Genomic DNA, 16,263 nt, shown 5'->3' with positions numbered 1-16,263 from the left:
ACCAGGGCCATTCACGCTCACGGAACGCACCCCACCTCAATCGCATGGACCGTGCCTGAGTCGTACAGGAATCCCAGCCAGCAGCCGTCGTCCCAGACCCTTCCGACCGGATTGCCACCCATCGTCGCCGTTTCGAGCCTGGCGCCATAAATATGTTGCACCTCGGCGCGGGACATGCCCGGACACGCGCCCGACGGCGTGCAGTATCGGGAGCCCGTGCTGACAATGCTGCCGACGCCCTGCTCGTCGAGCCTGACGGTCAGCCCAGGCCAGGACAGCCTGACCGGCAGATGGTCGGCCTCCCCCTCGACCCGCTCACCGGACGGGCCAAGCGCCTCTATCACCGCGGCTTCCGACTGCCCGAGCACGATGCCACCGAGCGACAGCTCGTCGCTGGCGGATACTCCGATCGAGATCAGCAACAGGCATAACAGGTACTTCATCGATCTGCCCCCCCGGATTGTCACCTGACAACGGTGTCAGGGAGAGTTTGATCCTGACAACAACACACTGTCCTCCATTTCCTGCATACGGCGTAGCACGTGGTTGCGGTCAGGGAGACCGCGTCAATGGAAGAAGCCACCATGGCAAATTACTACGTCAATAACAGGGCTCAGAACAACGGAGATCATGAAGTGCACGTACAGGGATGCACATTCATGCCAACGACTGACAGCACATATCTCGGGAACTTCAACAGTTGCACTTCAGCTGTAGCGGAAGCCAGGAAACACCATCGCCAAGTCAACGGCTGCTACTACTGCTCCAATCCCTGCCACACCACGTGAGTCAACCGGGATCAATGATCCAAGGCCCGGGGGTGGTCTGCAACGCCAGCGCCCCCGGCGCCACTGCGCCGCCATCCGATCACCCCGCCCCGCCCTCGCGGACGGCTGCCGCCACACGCAGTTCGCGCCAGGAGGCACGGAACACGCGTGCGGCCGATCGCAGGAACATCACCAGCAAGGCAGTGGCGATCGCCAGATCGGGCCAGCCGGCATCGAACAGCCAGACCAGCGCGGCGGCGGCAAAGACGGCGAAGCCTTCGGCGACATCGTTGCGCGAGCACTCCCAGGCCGAGGCGAGGTTGACGTCGCCCTCGCGGTACGGCCACAACAGTCGCAGGCACACCAGGTTCGCGCCCAGGTTGAGGAAGGCGGCCAGGCCCATGCCCTCGAACAGCGGCGTGGCCGGATTCGTCAGCCGCCAGGCGATCTGCGTGGCGACCGCCAGCGCCGCCATCAGGATCAATCCGCCCTTGAACAGCGAAACCCGCGCCTTGGCGCCGGCACTGGCGCCGACGACGGCCAGGCTGAGGGCATAGGTCAGGGCGTCGCCGAGGTTGTCGAGCGCCCCCGACAGCAGCGACGAGGAGCGCGAGAGAAACGCCGCGACGATCATCATCGCGAAGGTCGCGGCGTTGATCGCCAGGACGATCACCAGCACGCGACGCTGGCGGGCCTGCATCGCCTGCACATCGATGGTCTTTCCGCAGCCGCAGCAGGAATCGCTCATATCGCCGGTAGTCGCGTCTGTGTCGGGTCAGGATAGCGGCAACGAGGGTGCGGGCGATCGATCCGACGCGGCCGCCCGCCTTCGGAGCCGCTTCACGCGCCAACGCCGGAGCCATTGCCCGGAGCCGGTCGTTCGCGCCGCCAGGCGCGCTAGAGTCGTCGCCTCATCGATTGCGGGGAACGACGATGCGCAAGCCTTCATTGCCTGCCGGGGTGCTGCTGGGCGGTCTGCTCGGCGGCGCCCTCGACCTGCTCTACGCGTTCGGCTTCGCCGCCTCGCGCGGGGTCGCTCCGACGCGGCTGTTGCAGACCATCGCCAGCGGGCTGCAGGGCCAGGCGGCCTACGAAGGCGGCACCGCCAGCGCGGCGCTGGGTCTGTTCTCGCACTTCGCGATGTCGCTGGCCTGGGCCGCGGGGTTCGCGCTGCTGGCCTCGCGGGTCGGCTGGTTGCGCCAGCGCCCGGCATTCGCCGGGCCGCTGTACGGGATCGTGGTGTTCCTGGCGATGCGCTGCGTGGTGCTGCCGCTGTCGGCCTACCCGCATCCGGTCGGCTTCCCGCCGTTGTCGACGTCGCTGGACCTGCTCTCGCACATGTTCCTGTTCGGACTACCGATCGCCCTGCTCGTCGCCCGCGCGTTGCGCAGGTAGCCGCGACGGCGGCGCCCCGTCGCCGGCCATGACCGGCCATGACCGACGGATAAAAAAAGAGTGGCCCGGGGGGATACCGGGCCACTCGGGGTAGAACGGACGAGGGGATTGCGTCCGCTCCTTGCTGCTCAGTCCTCGGCGCTCTGGTAGTGCGCCATGTAGCGGCCCGCGGCGACCGCGTAGGCGGCCCGGGTCACGTTCTGCGACGGGTCGAACCAGGCGTGCAGGGTCGGCTGCAGGTCGAACGGCCCCTGGGTCACGGTGAAGCGTGCGTTGATCAGGCCCAGATCCAGCGCCAGCTGGACGTAGCCGCGCAGGCTGGCGGGGATGCTGCCGGCGTCCTCGACCGGGATGCGCTTGCCGTCATGGAACGCGGTCAGCTCGCCGCTGAAGGCCTGCGCCTCGCTCTGCAGGGCCAGGCTCTGCACCAGCGAATAGGCCAGGCTGACCCGGGTGACCTTGTCGTTGGGACGGAACGCACCGTTGACGGTCCCCATGACGCCGGCCTGCGACTGGCCGAGATCGCGCAGCGCCGCGCCGCGTGCAACCACCGACTCGGCGAACGGATAGGCGGCGTCGCCGGGAGCGAGGTCGCTGAAGCTGCCGTTGCCGGAGAACGGCAGTGACTGGCGGACGCTGGCGCCCATGGTCAGGTACTCGGCCAGCTCGCCGCGCTTGAGCGCCGCGTCGGGGCGGAAACGGCGGCTGGAGTCGCCATCGACCAGACGGTTGGCGACCGCGTATTCGATCGCGGTGCGGGCCGGATGGTCGGCGACGTCGTCCATGCCGGTGTAGCCGCCGCTGTTGATCAGGCTGATCTCGCCCTCGACCGTGCCCGGCAGGCCATAGCCGTTGGTGACCCCGGCCGGATCCAGCGCGGTGCCGGACACCGAGCCGATGCCGCGGGCGCTGACCGTCCACACGCCCGGCTTGGCCGGGGCGCCGGTGGTCACGGTGTCGCCGAGCACCGGCAGCGCGATCGCCGAGCCGTAGCGGACGCCGTCGGGATCGGTCAGCACCAGCGCCAGGGTGTTCTCGCCGATGGTGGCGCGGACCGAGACCCAGGCGGCGTCGGCGCCGACGGTGAAGCTCTGCTCGCCGGTTTCGCCGACCGGCGAGAACTGGAACGAGAACGGCTGGGTCGAACCCGGCGTCAACAGCGCATTGGCATTGAAGCTGCGCAGCGCGTTGACGGTGGCGCCGTGGTCGTCGCGCAGGCCCGCGGCCTCGGCGACCGCGGCATAGGCGTTGACGTGGCCGGCGCCGGCTTCCCACGGCAGGCGCCCGGTCATGTTGGTGGCGGTGCGCTGCAGGATGTCCTTGACCTGGGCCGGGGTCAGGTTCGGGTTGGCCTCCAGCATCAGCGCGACGATGCCCGACACGTGCGGGGTCGCCATCGAGGTGCCGCTCATGTGGGTGTAGAACGGCAGGTGGGCCGGATCGATCACCTCGGCGTCGTGCTGGGCCTCCAGCAGCGGCAGGGTGCCGGCGGTGTCGCGGGTGGAGATGATGTCCACGCCGGTGGCGACCACGGTCGGCTCGTTGATGTAGGTCCACTGGCTGCCGTCGGGCATCGTGAAGTCGCCCATCTCGCCGCGCTTGCCGCGCGAGGAGAAGCCGGTGAGCACGCCATCCTTCTCGCCGGCGCCGACCGAGATCACCCACGGCGCCTGCGCGTAGGGGTTGTGGGTGTCCTCGCCGGGGCCGTCGTTGCCGGCGGCGAACACGCTGACGATGCCGCGCTTGTACAGCTCGTAGGTGGCGATGTTGACCGGGTTGGACGGGTCGAACTTGCCCGAGCTGCCCCAGGAGTTGCTGGTCACCCGGATCGGCGAATCGAAGCTGAACTGGTGGGTGGCGGCGTAATCGAGACCGCCGACCGCATCGAGCACCAGCAGCACCGCGCCGGAGCCGTAGCCGACCAGGTCGGCGCCCGGGGCGACGCCGCGATACAGGCCGTTGGAGCGCTCGCCGGTGCCGCCGATGGTGCCGGCGCAGTGGGTGCCGTGGCCGGAGCCCAGGTCGGTGTTGGGCACGTTCTCCAGATAGGTGACCGGAACGATGCCCGGCGCGACCAGCTCGCCGGCCAGCTCGGCGAGAATGTTCTGCGCACCGAGCACGTTCTGGACCACGTTCTCGCCGAACTTCAGATCCTCGTGGGTGGCATCGACGCCGGAGTCGTTGACCATCACGGTCACGCCCCAGCCGCTGAACGGGATCGCGCGGCCGTAGTCGCCGGGGTTCTGCACCGCGCGCGCGGCGCCGGACATCTCGCGCGCCTCCTTGTTGAAGTAGCGCAGCGGCGCATTGAAGTAGATCGAAGCGACGTCGTCGCGCGCGGCCAGCGCGCGGATCTCGGCCGGGGTCGCCAGCGCGCCGACGATCGGCAGGCTCTGCATGCGCACGCCGCGGTCGATGCCCAGCAGCTTCAGCGCATCGAGCTGGCTGGAGGTGGCGGGGCCGGATTGCTCGTAGCTGACGACGATCTGCAATTGGTCGGTCGGCAGCGCGCTGTCCATGCGCGAAAGCAGTTGCGGGTCGAGATGGGCGTCGGCCAGGGCGACGCCGCTGGCCAGCAGGCCGGCGGCCAGCGCACAGATGCGGAAGGCCGGACGGCGGGTGGCGGTGGAATGCTGGAAGGACATGGACAGACTCCGGTGTTGGCGCTCCCGGGGAACGGGAGCTGCCCCTACCTTGGTCGTAGAGGCCACGGTGGAACATCCGGAGTTGCCTTCAACCGTATGGGGGGAAAGCACTCAGCGACGGCCCCGGGCGCGTCCGACACCAAGAACAGCACCGGACAGCAGGACCGAGCCCCCGCCGGTCCCACTGCCGGTGCTGCAGGAAAGCGCGCCACCGGAACCGTCGCGTCAATCGAAACCGTGCGCGGTCGCGGACGACCGCTCTTCCGATGGTTCCGGACGCGGGGATGTCAGAGCCCGCTCGCGACCCCAACCGCCTCGTAGGCATCGACATGACCGCCACCGACCTCCCAGGCGGCCCGGCCCGGCATCGGGTCGGCGGTGTCGTGCAGCACCTGCTTGACCTCCAGCGGGGTCAGGCCCGGATTGGCTTCCAGCAGCAGTGCGACGATCCCGGCCACATGCGGCGTCGCCATCGAGGTGCCGCTCATGTGGGTGTAGAAGGGCACGTGCAGCGGATCGAGGTTGAGGTCCTGGCCGGTCGCCAGCAGCGGCAGCGCACCGGTCAGCGCGCGGGTGGAGACCACGTCGACACCGGTCGCGACCAGGGTCGGCTGGTTGACATAGGTCCACTGGCTGCCGTCGGCCATGCCGAAGCTGCCGCTCTCGCCCGGATTGCCGCGCGAGGAGAAGTCGGCCAGGGTGCCGTCCTTGTTGCCGGCGGCGACCGAGATCACCCAGGGCGCCTGCGCGTAGGGGTTGTGGGTGTCGGCGCCGGGACCGTCGTTGCCGGCGGCGAACACGCTGACGATGCCGTGCTTGTAGGCCTCGTAGCTGGCGATGTTGACCGGGTCGGTCGGGTCGAAGTCGCCCGAGCTGCCCCAGGAATTGGAGATGACCCTGATCGGCGCATCGAACGCATGCTGCTTGTCGATCGCATAGTCGAAACCGCCGACCGCATCGAGGATCGAGATCACCGCGCCGGAGCCGTAGCCGACGATGTCGGCGCCGGGCGCGACGCCACGGTGCAGGCCGCCGGAGCGCTCGCCGGTACCGCCGACCGAGCCGGCGCAATGGGTGCCGTGACCGGAGCTGATGTCGGTGTTGAGCTGGCCCTCCAGGTAGGTCGCCGGCAGGAAGCCGAGGATCGAGGACAGATTGGTCAGCGCCTGCACGTTCTCGACCACGTTCTCGCCGAACTTCAGGTCCTCGTGGGTGGCGTCGATGCCGGAATCGTTGACCATCACGGTCACGCCCTCGCCGGTATAGCCGTAGTCCGGATCGGCCTGCACGGCGTCCACGCCGGACAGCTGCCGCGCGTCGGCGTTGTGGTAGCGCAGCTCGCGGTTGAGGTGGATCGACAGCACGTCGCTGCGCAGGGCCAGCGCGCGGATCTCGGCCGGCGTGGCCAGCGCGCCGGCGATCGGCAGATGGTGCATGGTGCGGCCGCGGGTGATGCCGAGGCTGCGCAGCCCCTCGAGCTGGCCACTGCTGACCGGTCCCGACTGGTCGTAGCTGACCACGATCTCCAGCTCCTCCAGCGGCAGCGCGCCGGCCAACCGGGCGACGAGGTCCGGGGCCAGTTGCGCATCGGCCAGGGCGACGCCGCTGGCCAGCAGGCCGGCCGCGATCGCGGACAGGCGCAGACAGGTGCGGGACAGACGTGAATACTGGCGGCTCAAATGCTGGCGGCTCATCGGCGAGGCTCTTCCATCGCGCCCGTGACGGGCAGGTCGGCCGAGTATTTCGCGGCAGGCCGGGCGCCGGCATCGTGGCGACCCCTCAATTCATCCAGGTGAAACCACCCAGCCACCACCAGGCAACGCCTGCCGTCATAACGGCTACTGGCGGTGGCGGCCGGCCGGCGCCGCGCCGCCCCGACGCCCCGCATGAGGGAAAACCCCTAGAGACGCCGCTCACGTTTTCGCGCTAGGCTCGGGGCCGACTTTGCCGTATCTGTCCTGCCCGCCCGGCCATTCGCGCCTGTCCGAGGCCGGACCCGGAGGATGCAATGCCGAGAGTGCTGTCGAGAACCCCGTCGATATTCGCCCCGTTCCGCAGGCTCCAGCAGCTGATGCTGGCTGCGCTGCTGTTGGCCGGGTCGGGTTCCGCCCTCGCCCAGGCCCTGCCCGTGCAGGTGCAGGTGTCGGGCAACACCGCCACCGCACAGATCGGCGTGCTCGGCCAACCGGTGGCCGACCTCACCCTCAGCTTCGACGACGCCAGCGGCCTGAGCGCCTCCAGCCTCGGCATCAGCGCCAAGCTGGTGAACCTCAACAATGCCGCCCTGCTCGCGCGCCTGCCCGACCTGCAGCTGACCCAGCTCGACTCGGCGCTGCCGCTGCTGATCACCGTCGAGCCACCCGGCAACGGCGGTCTGAGCTTCAACCGCACGGTCCGGGTCGAAGTGCACACGCATGCGCTGAGCTACAGCGCCGGCAGCGCCTACCGTCTGTTCAAGGCGCCGCTGCTGGGTCCGTTCCGCGACATCAGCGACGAGATCGCGCCCGGCAGCGTGCGTGCGCGCGGCACCACCGGCGGCTTCTCGCAGTTCCTGGTGCTGCTGGACCTGCGCGATACCGGCGACGTGATCGCCGCGAAGTTCGACTGGCTGCGCGACCGCGTCGACGCCCTGCCGGTCGGCGTGCGTCCCGGCTACACCGCCAGCCTCGACGCCGCCGAGGCCGCGGTCGCCAGCGAGAACTTCGCCACCGCGATCGCCGAACTCGACACCCTGCGCGCCAGTGCCGCCAGCCAGGCCGGCGGCGCCCTGACCCAGCAATGGCAGGCCGGCGGCAGCAACAACCAGGCCGGCGACCTGATCGCCGGAGCCGCCACGCTGAAGTTCAGCATCGCCTACCTGCGCGACTACGGACATTAGGGAGCGGCCGCCGAAGTCCGCGGCCGACCGGGCCCTGACACCGGCGCGCAGCGGGGGCGCTTCCGGTCGCGGCCGGCCGCGCTAAGATGGCCGGATGCAGGCGCGACTGATCGCCTACCCACCCGAAGGCGCGGCCACCATCTGCCTGATCCAGGCAGACGGCATGTTGCGCCTCGGCCGTACCCCGGACAGCGGCCTGGCCACCGCGCCCGCGGGAAGCGTCCACCTGGTTCTCGATCACCCCTCGGTATCGCGCGTGCATGCCGAGCTGCGCGGCATGCCCGACGGTTGGCGGCTGATCGACATGGGCAGCAAGAACGGCAGTTTCGTGGACGGCGTCCAATGCACCGATGCGCCGTTGCCGCCGACCTGCTGGTTGCGCTTCGGCGACGTCCATTGCGAGTTCGCGACGATCGACGACACCGAGGCCAGCGACCGGCGCCAGCAGGTCACCGCGCGCCGCGCCCTGGCCACCGCGCACACTGCGCAGCTGCAGCGCATGACCGGGCTGGGCGACCTGCTCGACGCCAGCCTGCGCGCGGTCCTGGAACTGGCCCACTGCGAGCGCGGCTTCGTGCTGCTGGACAACGGCAACGACTACGTCGTGCGCACCAGCCTGGCGCTGGACCCCACGATGCTGGCCAGCCGCGCCTTCTCCGGCAGCGTCAGCGCGGTGCGCCGGGCCCTGGCCGAGCGTCGGACCATCGTCGCCAACGACGTGGCCCGCCTGTCGTGGCTGGCCGAGCGCGCCTCGGTCGCGATCGCCGGCCTCAACACCCTGGTGTGCGTGCCGTTGTTCGACGGCAGCCGGGTGCTGGGCGCGATCTATGCCGACCGGGTGCGCCCGGGACCGGCGATCAACGATCTCGACGTCGACCTGCTGGCCGCCTTCGCCGACAACGCGGCGATGTGGATCGCCGCCCAGCGCACCCGTGAACTGCTCGACGCCCACGCATCCGCGACCGCCATCGAGGGCGGCGCCAACGGCCTCCCCTGGGACGGCATCGTCGCCGCCCATACCGGAACCGCCGGATGAGCGAGGACACCCCCGCCAGCGGCACCGAAACCGCGACCGGCATCTATGCCCGCGCCGAGCTGGTGCCGGGCACCGTGCTGGCCGGACGTTTCCGCATCGAATCGCTGCTGGGCGTCGGCGGCATGGGCGTGGTCTACCGGGCAACCGACCTGGCCCTGGACGTCGAAGTCGCGATCAAGCTGCTGCGTCCGGAGCTGGCGCATCGCAGCGACTCGTTCGAGCGGTTCCGCTCCGAGCTGCTGCTCGCGCGGCAGGTGTCGGACCCGCACGTGGTCCGCATCCACGACCTGGCCCGCCACCAGGATCAGTGGCTGATCAGCATGGACTACGTCGACGGCGCCCCGCTCGATCGCGTGCTCGACCGCGACGGCCCGTTCGCGGTCGAGGATGCGCTGAAGATCGCGCGCCAGCTCGCGCAGGGCCTGGCCGCCGCCCATGCCAAGGGCGTGGTGCACCGCGACCTCAAGCCGGCCAACGTGCTGCTCGATGCCGAAGGCAATGCCTACATCAGCGACTTCGGCGTCGCCCGCTCGTTGGCGACCAGCGGCCTGACCCGTTCCGGCTCGGTCATCGGCACCCCCGACTACCTGTCGCCCGAGCAGGCCCGCGGCGATCCCGTCGACGGCCGCAGCGACCTCTATGCGTTGGGCTTGATCCTCTACGAGATGCTCAGCGGCAAGCCGCCGTTCTCCAGCGGCACGATGGCCGAGGTGCTGGCGCAGCGGATGCTGCGCACACCGTCGCCGGTGACCGGCGAGCGCGCCGACGTGCCGGCCTGGATCGCGCGCCTGCTCGACAAACTGCTGCGACCGCAGCCGAATCACCGCTTCCAGAGCGGCGCGGAGGTGATCACCGCGATCGACCGCCGCGAGGTCCCGCGCGAACTGCATCCGGGCAAGCCACTGGGCTGGGCGCTGGCCGCGACCCTGGCGATCGCCACCGGACTGGCCGCGTGGTGGTGGTGGCGCGATGCCCCACCCGACGCCGGGCTGCCCGCGGTCGCGACCTCCGCCCCGCTGCAACGGCTGCTGGTAATGCCGCTGACCGGTGACGGTGGCGATCTTCCCGCGCCCCGGGCCAGCGCCCTCGACGCGCACCTGCGCGACGCGCTGGCCGCGGGCTCGCCGATGGCGGTGGTCGATGGCGAGCGCACCACGCAGGCGCTGCGGCAACTGGACCCGACCGGCCGCGCCACTGCGGACATCGCCGCTCTGGGCGAGATCGCCGCCGCCCGCCAGATCCTGCAGCCGCGGCTGCTGCCGGAGCCGGATGGCGGCTGGCGGCTGCGCGCGCGGCTGTATCGCGGCGATGCCGGGAGCGGCCCGATCGCCCTCGACGGCGCGGTGGCCGCCACCCCGCTGGCGGCGCTGGCAGACTGGGCCGCGCAGGCGACCACGCGCCAGGCGCTGGGTCTGGGCGAGGCCGGCCTGGCCCTGGCGCTGCCCGATGACGGCACCGACGGCGGGCCGGCGCTGGACGCCTACGGTGCCGGCCTGATCGCGCGCCGCGACGGCAATCTCGAACAGGCATTGCAGGACCTGCAGCAGGCGACCGCCGCGGCTCCGGCCTACACCGCCGCCTGGCTGGCCAGCGCCGAAACCGCGCAGGCGATCGGCGAGATCGACAGCGCCTGGGACGCGATCGAGCAGGCGCAGCGCAGCGCCGGCGACGCCCCGGTCAGGCTGAGACGGCAGTTGCAGGCCGCGCATGCCCTGCTCGACGGCGATGCCGCCAGCGCCATCGGCCAATGGCAGACGCAACTGCAGGCGACGCCGGACGACACCTTCGCCCAGCTGCAACTGGCGCGCGCACAGGGCGCCGCCGGCGACTTCGCCGCCGCGGTGACCACCGCCAAGACCCTGACCCGACGCGACGGCAACGACCCGCGCGGCTGGTACGAGCTGGGCAAGTTCAGCATCCTCAGCGGCGATGCGCGGCACGCGGTCGACGAGTACCTGGTGAGGGCACTGGTGCTGTACAAGCGCAGCCGCAACACCTTCGGCGAGGCCGAGACCGTCAACGCGCTGGGGATCGGCTACGGGCGCCTCGGCCAGACCGCCGACGCCGCCGAGCAGTACCGCAAGGCGGTCGAACTGCGGCGCGCGGTCGGCAATCGCCGCGGCGTCGCCACCAGCCTGCGCAATCTCGCCGGCGTGTCGTCGCTGACCGGCCATTTCGACCAGGCCGCCGAGCACCTGCGGCAGGCGCGCGCCCTGTACACCGAACTGGGCGACCGCGACGGCCTGGCCGCGATCGAGAACGAGCTGGGACTGCTCGACGAGGAGCGCGGCGACTACGCCGGCGCGCTGGCCGCGTTCCGGCGCGCGCTGCAGAGCTGGCAGCAGGCCGGCGACAGCCACGGCAGCGCGCAGGCCCTGAACAACATCGGCTTCGCCCACTACCAGCTCGGCGCCTACGACGACGCCCAGGTCTACTGGCAGCAGGCCACCGAGGCCTACCGCAAGCTCGGCTCGCAGACCGGCCTGATCCGCACCGCGCAGAATCTCGGCCTGCTCGACACCGCGCGCGGACGCTGGGACAAGGCACGCCAGCGCCTGCGGGAGTCCCTGTCCAACGCCGAGCGGCAGCAGATGCCCGAGGAGGCCGCGGTCAGCCGCCGCAACCTCGCCGAGCTGGCGCTGTGGCAGGGCCATCTCGGCGATGCGATCGACCAGGCCGAGGCCGCCGGCGCCCTGTTCCGCCAACGCGAGGACCAGCGCGGCATGCTCGACAGCCGCCTGCTCAAGGCCCAGGCCCTGCTCGCCGCCCATGCCGATGACGAGGCCGGCCGCATCCTCGCCGCGCTCGAGACCGGACTGGCCGACGCGCCCGCCGAACAGCAGGCCATCGCCGCCCTGCTGCGCGCAGGACTCGCGCGCCGCGAAGGCGATGCCGCGCGCGCCACCGAAGCGCTGCGGCAGGCCCGGCAACGGGCCGCGACCTCGGGCGTGCGCCAGTTGCAGTTACAGATCGAGCTGGACGCCGCGCGCGCCGCGGCCGCCGAGCCCGGCGGCGACCGGCAGGCCCTGGACGGCGCCACCGCCGCACTGGGCCATGCCGGGCTGCGTCTGGGCTGGCTGGAACTGGCGATGGCGGACGCGGTCGCCGCGAACGACCCGCAGACCGCGCTGAGCGCCTACCGCGAGGCGAGCGGACTGCTGCGCAACGGCGACTACCGCCGCGCCGCCGCGCTGTACCGGCTGGCGGCCGAGGCCCATGCCGCCGCCGGCGACGACCGCGCCGCGCGGACCGCCGCCGAGCAGGCGCGATCCGCGCAGGCCCGGCTGCGCGACAGCCTGCCCGAGGCATTGCGCGCAGGCTTCGAGAACGCCGCCGGGAACGGGCTTGCGGCGGCGCCGCAGCGCCAGGAGGACAGCCCATGAGCGACACGTCCGGCAACGACACCGGCCTCTCGCTGCCGGCGATCCGCGACCAGTACCAGCGCCTGCTGCAGCGTCTGGAGGCCAACGAACGCGAGTTCCGGCGGCTCGCGCGTTCGGTCTGGCGGGTGCAGGAGGACGAGCGGCGGCGGCTGGCGCGCGAACTGCACGACGGCATCGGCCAGAACCTGACCGCACTCAAACACCGCCTGGCGCAACTGGGCGAAGGCATGGACGCGCAACAACATGCGCGCCTGGACGCGGCAATCGCGCTGTGCAGCGACACCCTGGAGGACACCCGCGAGCTGTCGCGGCTGCTGCGGCCGCCGATCCTCGACGACCTCGGCCTGGAACCGGCGCTGCGCTGGCTGGCGCGCAGCCAGGGCGAATCCGGCGGCCTGTCGATCACGGTCGAGATCGAGCCGCTGCCGGTGCTGGACGGCGACCTCCAGACCCTGCTGTTCCGGGTCGCCCAGGAAGCGCTCAACAACGTCGCCAAGCATGCCCGGGCCCGCCACGTGCTGCTGCGCCTGGTCGCCCGCGGGCGCTATCTGCAATTGCAGGTCGCCGACGACGGCCGCGGCTGCGACCCGCAGGCGGTGCTCGGCTCCGGCGGCAGCGGCCTGGGCGGCATCCGCGAGCGCCTGCGCCTGCACGGCGGCCGCCTGGAGCTGCACTCCAATCCGGGCGACGGCGCGCGGCTGCGCGCGATCGTGCCCATGGACGGCCAGGAGGGCCTTTGACCGCGGCCGTCGGCCCCGCCTTCGCCGGCGATCCGCGCCATGGCATACACTCTGAAGCGTGTCGCGTACGCGGGAGGGATCATCGATGACAGCCGCTCCCCCATCTTTGAACACGCAGACGCCGATCCGGGTACTGATTGCCGACGACCACACCCTGGTGCGCGAGAGCCTGGCCGGCATGCTGCAGGCCGACGGCGACGTGCAGGTGGTCGCCCAGGCCGCCGACGGCGTGGAAACCATCGAAAAGGCCGTCCTGGTCCGCCCGGATGTGGTGGTGACCGACATCTCGATGGCGCGACTGAACGGCATCGAGGTGGTCCGGCGCCTGCATGAGGCGTTGCCGCAGACCCGGGTGCTGGTGCTGACCATGCACCAGGAGGACGAATACGTCCTGCAGGCGGTCCGCGCCGGCGCCTCCGGCTATCTGGTCAAGGACAGCGCCGCCTCGGAGCTGCTGGCCGCGGTGCGCAGCCTGCAGGCCGGCCGCGGCTATTTCGGGCCACAGGCCGCGCGCGCCCTGGCCGAGCAGATGCAGAACCCGCAACGCGCGGTCGACGACCCTTACGGGCGGCTGACCGCCCGCGAGCGCGAAGTCTTCCACCTGATCGCCGAAGGCCTGACCACCAAGGAAATCGCGCGCCAGCTCGGGATCAGCGCCAAGACCGCCGAGAACCACCGCACCCGCGTGCTGAGCAAGCTCGACGTGCGCAACACCGCCGAACTGGTGCGCTACGCCCTGCGCAAGGGCCTGCTGGACTGAGTCCGGCTGAGTGACTTCCCCCAATACGGTTGGGGGCAAAACCGGATGGTCAACCCGATGCCCTCCGCGGATGCTGGATCGAGCGCGATTCGCGCCGTGCCCACATCCCGGAGGTTCCGTATGTCGCTTGCCCAACACCCGCGCCTGCGCGCCGGCCTGCTCGCCGCGGCGATCCTGGCCACCCCGCTGCTGGCGGAGGCCCGCCGCCTCGATCCGCAGCTTGAAAGCCTCCTGCCGGTGCTGGACCCCGGCGAGACGATCGAAGTCGTGGTCAGCTTCCATGGCGACGGCCCGCTCGACGACGGCCAGAGGACGCGCCTGCAGGCGCTGGGGCTTGCCGGGATCAGCATGCGGGCGCTGCCGATCGTCGGTACCCGGGTCACCCCGGCGCAGTTGCAGTCGCTGCTGGCGATGGACGATGTCCGCTCGGTGTGGCTGAACGCCCCGCTCGACCTCGACAACCGGGAAGCCACCCAACTGACCGGGGTCGACAGCCTGCGCGACGACGCCAGCCTGCGCGTGGGCGGCCTGCCGGTGACCGGACGCGGCATCGGGGTCGTGGTCAACGATTCCGGCGTCGACGGCACCCATCCGGACCTGAAGTTCCCCGAACACGTCAGGCAGAACGTGCTGGCGCAGACGAACCTCTACTCGCTCAGCAGCCTGCTGCCGATCACCTACCAGGAAGGCGTGGCCAATACCGACCTCGGCGGCGGCCACGGCACCCATGTCGCCGGCACGATCGGCGGCAACGGCGCGGCCTCGCCCGGAGGCGCATTCGAGGGCGTCGCGCCAGGCGCCGGCATCATCGGCTACGGCTCCGGCGCCGGCCTGTTCGTCCTCGACACCATTGGCGGCTTCGACTACGCCCTGACCCACCAGGCCCAGTACGACATCCGCGTCATCTCCAACTCGTTCGGCAACACCGGCGACGTCGGCACCGCATTCGATCCCGACGACCCGACCAACATCGCGACCAAGGCGCTCGCCGACCGTGGCGTGGTGGTGGTGTTTTCCGCCGGCAACTCCGGCGCCGGCGAAGCCACCATCACCGGCAACTTCAAGAAGGCGCCCTGGGTGGTCACCGTCGCCGCCGGCGACAAACAGGGACGCCTGGCCGACTTTTCCTCGCGCGGCGAGGACGGCCGCGGCGGCCAGGTCGAGATCGACGGCGTCACCTACACATGGGAGGACCGCCCCACCGTGACCGCGCCCGGCGTCGACATCGTCTCCACCCGGGCGTCGCTGGGCGCGATCGACAAGACCTCGGCCGAGCAGGATGTCGAGGTGCTGGGGCCGGCCCTGGCCGCGAGCTACACCCACATGTCCGGCACGTCGATGGCGGCGCCGCACGTGTCGGGCATCGTCGCGCTGATGCTGGAGGCCGACCCGTCGATGGACTGGCGCGACGTCAAGCGGATCCTGCAGGAGACCGCCAGCAACATCCCGGGCCGGGCGCCGTGGGAAGTCGGCGCCGGCTACGTCAACGCCCACGCGGCGGTCCAGGCCTCGATGGCCGGCGGCAATTTCGGCAGCACCGTCAATGCCGCGCGCAGCTTCAACGCCAACGCGCGCGTGTCCACCGGCGGCAGCACCGACTACACCCTCGACTTCAGTCCGGTCGGCGCGCCCGCGACCCAAAGCTTCGAGGTCGGCGCCGACATCTCCATGATCTTCGCGCGCGCCAACGTCGGCGAAAACACCGTCGCGATCGCGCTGACCGACCCCAACGGCAAGCGCTACGGCTCCTCGATCGCGCTGCCGGTGCTGGGCGAGAACATCGCCGTCTCGGCGCCGGGCGTGGCGGGGACCTGGACCCTGTCGGTGCGGGGCATCGGCTCGGTATCCGGCGTTGCCCTCGACCCGGCCCAGGTCACCAACGGCTACGGCGCACCGGGCCCGGTGGATGTCAACGTCAAGCAACTGCGCACCGACGGCTACGACGGTCTGATCGACATCGACGGTCATCCCGCCCGGAGCTTCATCGAGTATGGCGTGTCGCGCCGGCTGGTCGACGGCTACGCGGACGGACGCTTCCGTCCCGACCAGGCGATCACCCGCGGCGAAATGGCCGACTACCTGACGATGGGCGCCGGCATCCGCCAGAGCCTCCCGTCCGACCGCAGTTCCAGCTTCAGCGACCTGGGCGTCGCCGACGACCTGTCGCCGTTCGCCGAGGCGGTCACCGCGAAAGGCGCGGCCCAGCGCGACGTCGAGCATCGCCAGGCCGGCGTGATGGGAACCGTGGACGGCATGTTCCGCGGCGACGACAAGGTCACCCGGGCCAGCCTGGCCTACTCGCTGGTGCAGAGCCTGGGGCTGCAGTCCCAGGCGCGCGAGCCGGTCGAGTCGCTCAGCGTGCTGTACGACGGTCAACGGCTGCCGATCGACGACGCCGATGCGATCGCACCCAGCCTGCGCGGCTACGTGCAGATCGCACTCGACCTGCAATTGATCAACGCCCGCTTCGTGGCGACCCAGGGGCCGTTCGACCTGCAGCCGACCCTGCGCGCCTACTTCGACCCGAAGCAGGCGGTCACGCGCGGCGCATTCGCCGCGGCCGCCAGCCGCCTGAACGGCGTCTACCAGCAATAGATAGAGACCGCAGTAGATAGAGACAGCGCCGCGATAGACGGCCCGTACCGCCCGCCGCCGGACG

The 16,263-nt window shown here is 70.9% G+C and carries 11 protein-coding genes; 7 read left to right on the top strand and 4 right to left on the bottom strand.

What is annotated here, in order from left to right:
- Positions 1 to 17: 17 nt before the first annotated feature.
- Positions 18 to 443, bottom strand: coding sequence for a hypothetical protein (locus tag C9I47_RS05670; RefSeq protein ID WP_111265889.1), 426 nt, complete (start codon positions 441 to 443; stop codon positions 18 to 20).
- A gap of 424 nt (positions 444 to 867) precedes the next feature.
- A complete protein-coding gene (locus C9I47_RS05660; protein ID WP_111265887.1) occupies positions 868 to 1,515 on the bottom strand; it encodes a cation transporter in 648 nt (215 codons plus the stop codon).
- Between the two features lie 185 nt (positions 1,516 to 1,700).
- On the opposite strand from C9I47_RS05660, the gene C9I47_RS05655 reads away from it, so the two are divergent.
- Positions 1,701 to 2,162, top strand: a complete 462-nt coding sequence (locus tag C9I47_RS05655) for a hypothetical protein (RefSeq protein WP_111265886.1) — start codon at positions 1,701 to 1,703, stop codon at positions 2,160 to 2,162.
- Between the two features lie 128 nt (positions 2,163 to 2,290).
- On the opposite strand, the gene C9I47_RS05650 is transcribed toward C9I47_RS05655, so the two are convergent.
- Positions 2,291 to 4,807, bottom strand: coding sequence for a S8 family peptidase (locus C9I47_RS05650; protein WP_190238619.1), 2,517 nt, complete (start codon positions 4,805 to 4,807; stop codon positions 2,291 to 2,293).
- Between the two features lie 287 nt (positions 4,808 to 5,094).
- Positions 5,095 to 6,501 (bottom strand): S8 family peptidase, encoded by a 1,407-nt coding sequence (locus C9I47_RS05645; RefSeq protein WP_111265885.1) that lies wholly within the window; start codon positions 6,499 to 6,501, stop codon positions 5,095 to 5,097.
- 314 nt (positions 6,502 to 6,815) lie between these two features.
- On the opposite strand from C9I47_RS05645, the gene C9I47_RS05640 reads away from it, so the two are divergent.
- From C9I47_RS05640 to C9I47_RS05615, 6 genes are all read left to right on the top strand, one after another.
- Positions 6,816 to 7,685 (top strand): DUF6689 family protein, encoded by an 870-nt coding sequence (locus tag C9I47_RS05640; RefSeq protein WP_145985433.1) that lies wholly within the window; start codon positions 6,816 to 6,818, stop codon positions 7,683 to 7,685.
- A gap of 94 nt (positions 7,686 to 7,779) precedes the next feature.
- Positions 7,780 to 8,721: a GAF domain-containing protein gene (locus tag C9I47_RS05635; RefSeq protein WP_111265883.1), complete on the top strand. Its 942-nt coding sequence runs from the start codon at positions 7,780 to 7,782 to the stop codon at positions 8,719 to 8,721.
- Entirely contained in the window at positions 8,718 to 12,104 is a 3,387-nt protein-coding gene (locus C9I47_RS05630) for a serine/threonine-protein kinase (RefSeq protein ID WP_111265882.1), read from the top strand. Before C9I47_RS05635 ends, C9I47_RS05630 begins: the two co-directional genes overlap by 4 nt.
- On the top strand, positions 12,101 to 12,844 hold the full coding sequence (locus tag C9I47_RS05625) for a sensor histidine kinase (protein ID WP_111265881.1): 744 nt from the start codon (positions 12,101 to 12,103) through the stop codon (positions 12,842 to 12,844). The genes C9I47_RS05630 and C9I47_RS05625 overlap by 4 nt, the downstream gene beginning before the upstream one ends.
- Positions 12,845 to 12,929: 85 nt before the next feature.
- A complete protein-coding gene (locus C9I47_RS05620) occupies positions 12,930 to 13,604 on the top strand; it encodes a response regulator (RefSeq protein ID WP_111265880.1) in 675 nt (224 codons plus the stop codon).
- A 120-nt stretch (positions 13,605 to 13,724) separates the two neighbouring features.
- Positions 13,725 to 16,199, top strand: a complete 2,475-nt coding sequence (locus tag C9I47_RS05615; protein WP_190238618.1) for a S8 family serine peptidase — start codon at positions 13,725 to 13,727, stop codon at positions 16,197 to 16,199.
- Positions 16,200 to 16,263 lie beyond the last annotated feature (64 nt).

It is taken from the genome of Marilutibacter maris, from assembly GCF_003233695.1.
Taxonomy (GTDB): domain Bacteria; phylum Pseudomonadota; class Gammaproteobacteria; order Xanthomonadales; family Xanthomonadaceae; genus Marilutibacter; species Marilutibacter maris.
Note: the sequence above shows the minus strand (reverse complement) of the source record. Positions and strands in the feature narration are given on the sequence as shown.

Coding starts and splice junctions, on each gene's coding strand:
- C9I47_RS05655 (WP_111265886.1), top strand. CDS start 1,701: ATGCGCAAGCCTTCATTGCCTGCCGGGGTGCTGCTGGGCGGTCTGCTC.
- C9I47_RS05640 (WP_145985433.1), top strand. CDS start 6,816: ATGCCGAGAGTGCTGTCGAGAACCCCGTCGATATTCGCCCCGTTCCGC.
- C9I47_RS05660 (WP_111265887.1), bottom strand. CDS start 1,515: ATGAGCGATTCCTGCTGCGGCTGCGGAAAGACCATCGATGTGCAGGCG.
- C9I47_RS05650 (WP_190238619.1), bottom strand. CDS start 4,807: ATGTCCTTCCAGCATTCCACCGCCACCCGCCGTCCGGCCTTCCGCATC.
- C9I47_RS05670 (WP_111265889.1), bottom strand. CDS start 443: ATGAAGTACCTGTTATGCCTGTTGCTGATCTCGATCGGAGTATCCGCC.
- C9I47_RS05620 (WP_111265880.1), top strand. CDS start 12,930: ATGACAGCCGCTCCCCCATCTTTGAACACGCAGACGCCGATCCGGGTA.
- C9I47_RS05645 (WP_111265885.1), bottom strand. CDS start 6,501: ATGAGCCGCCAGCATTTGAGCCGCCAGTATTCACGTCTGTCCCGCACC.
- C9I47_RS05615 (WP_190238618.1), top strand. CDS start 13,725: ATGTCGCTTGCCCAACACCCGCGCCTGCGCGCCGGCCTGCTCGCCGCG.
- C9I47_RS05635 (WP_111265883.1), top strand. CDS start 7,780: ATGCAGGCGCGACTGATCGCCTACCCACCCGAAGGCGCGGCCACCATC.
- C9I47_RS05625 (WP_111265881.1), top strand. CDS start 12,101: ATGAGCGACACGTCCGGCAACGACACCGGCCTCTCGCTGCCGGCGATC.
- C9I47_RS05630 (WP_111265882.1), top strand. CDS start 8,718: ATGAGCGAGGACACCCCCGCCAGCGGCACCGAAACCGCGACCGGCATC.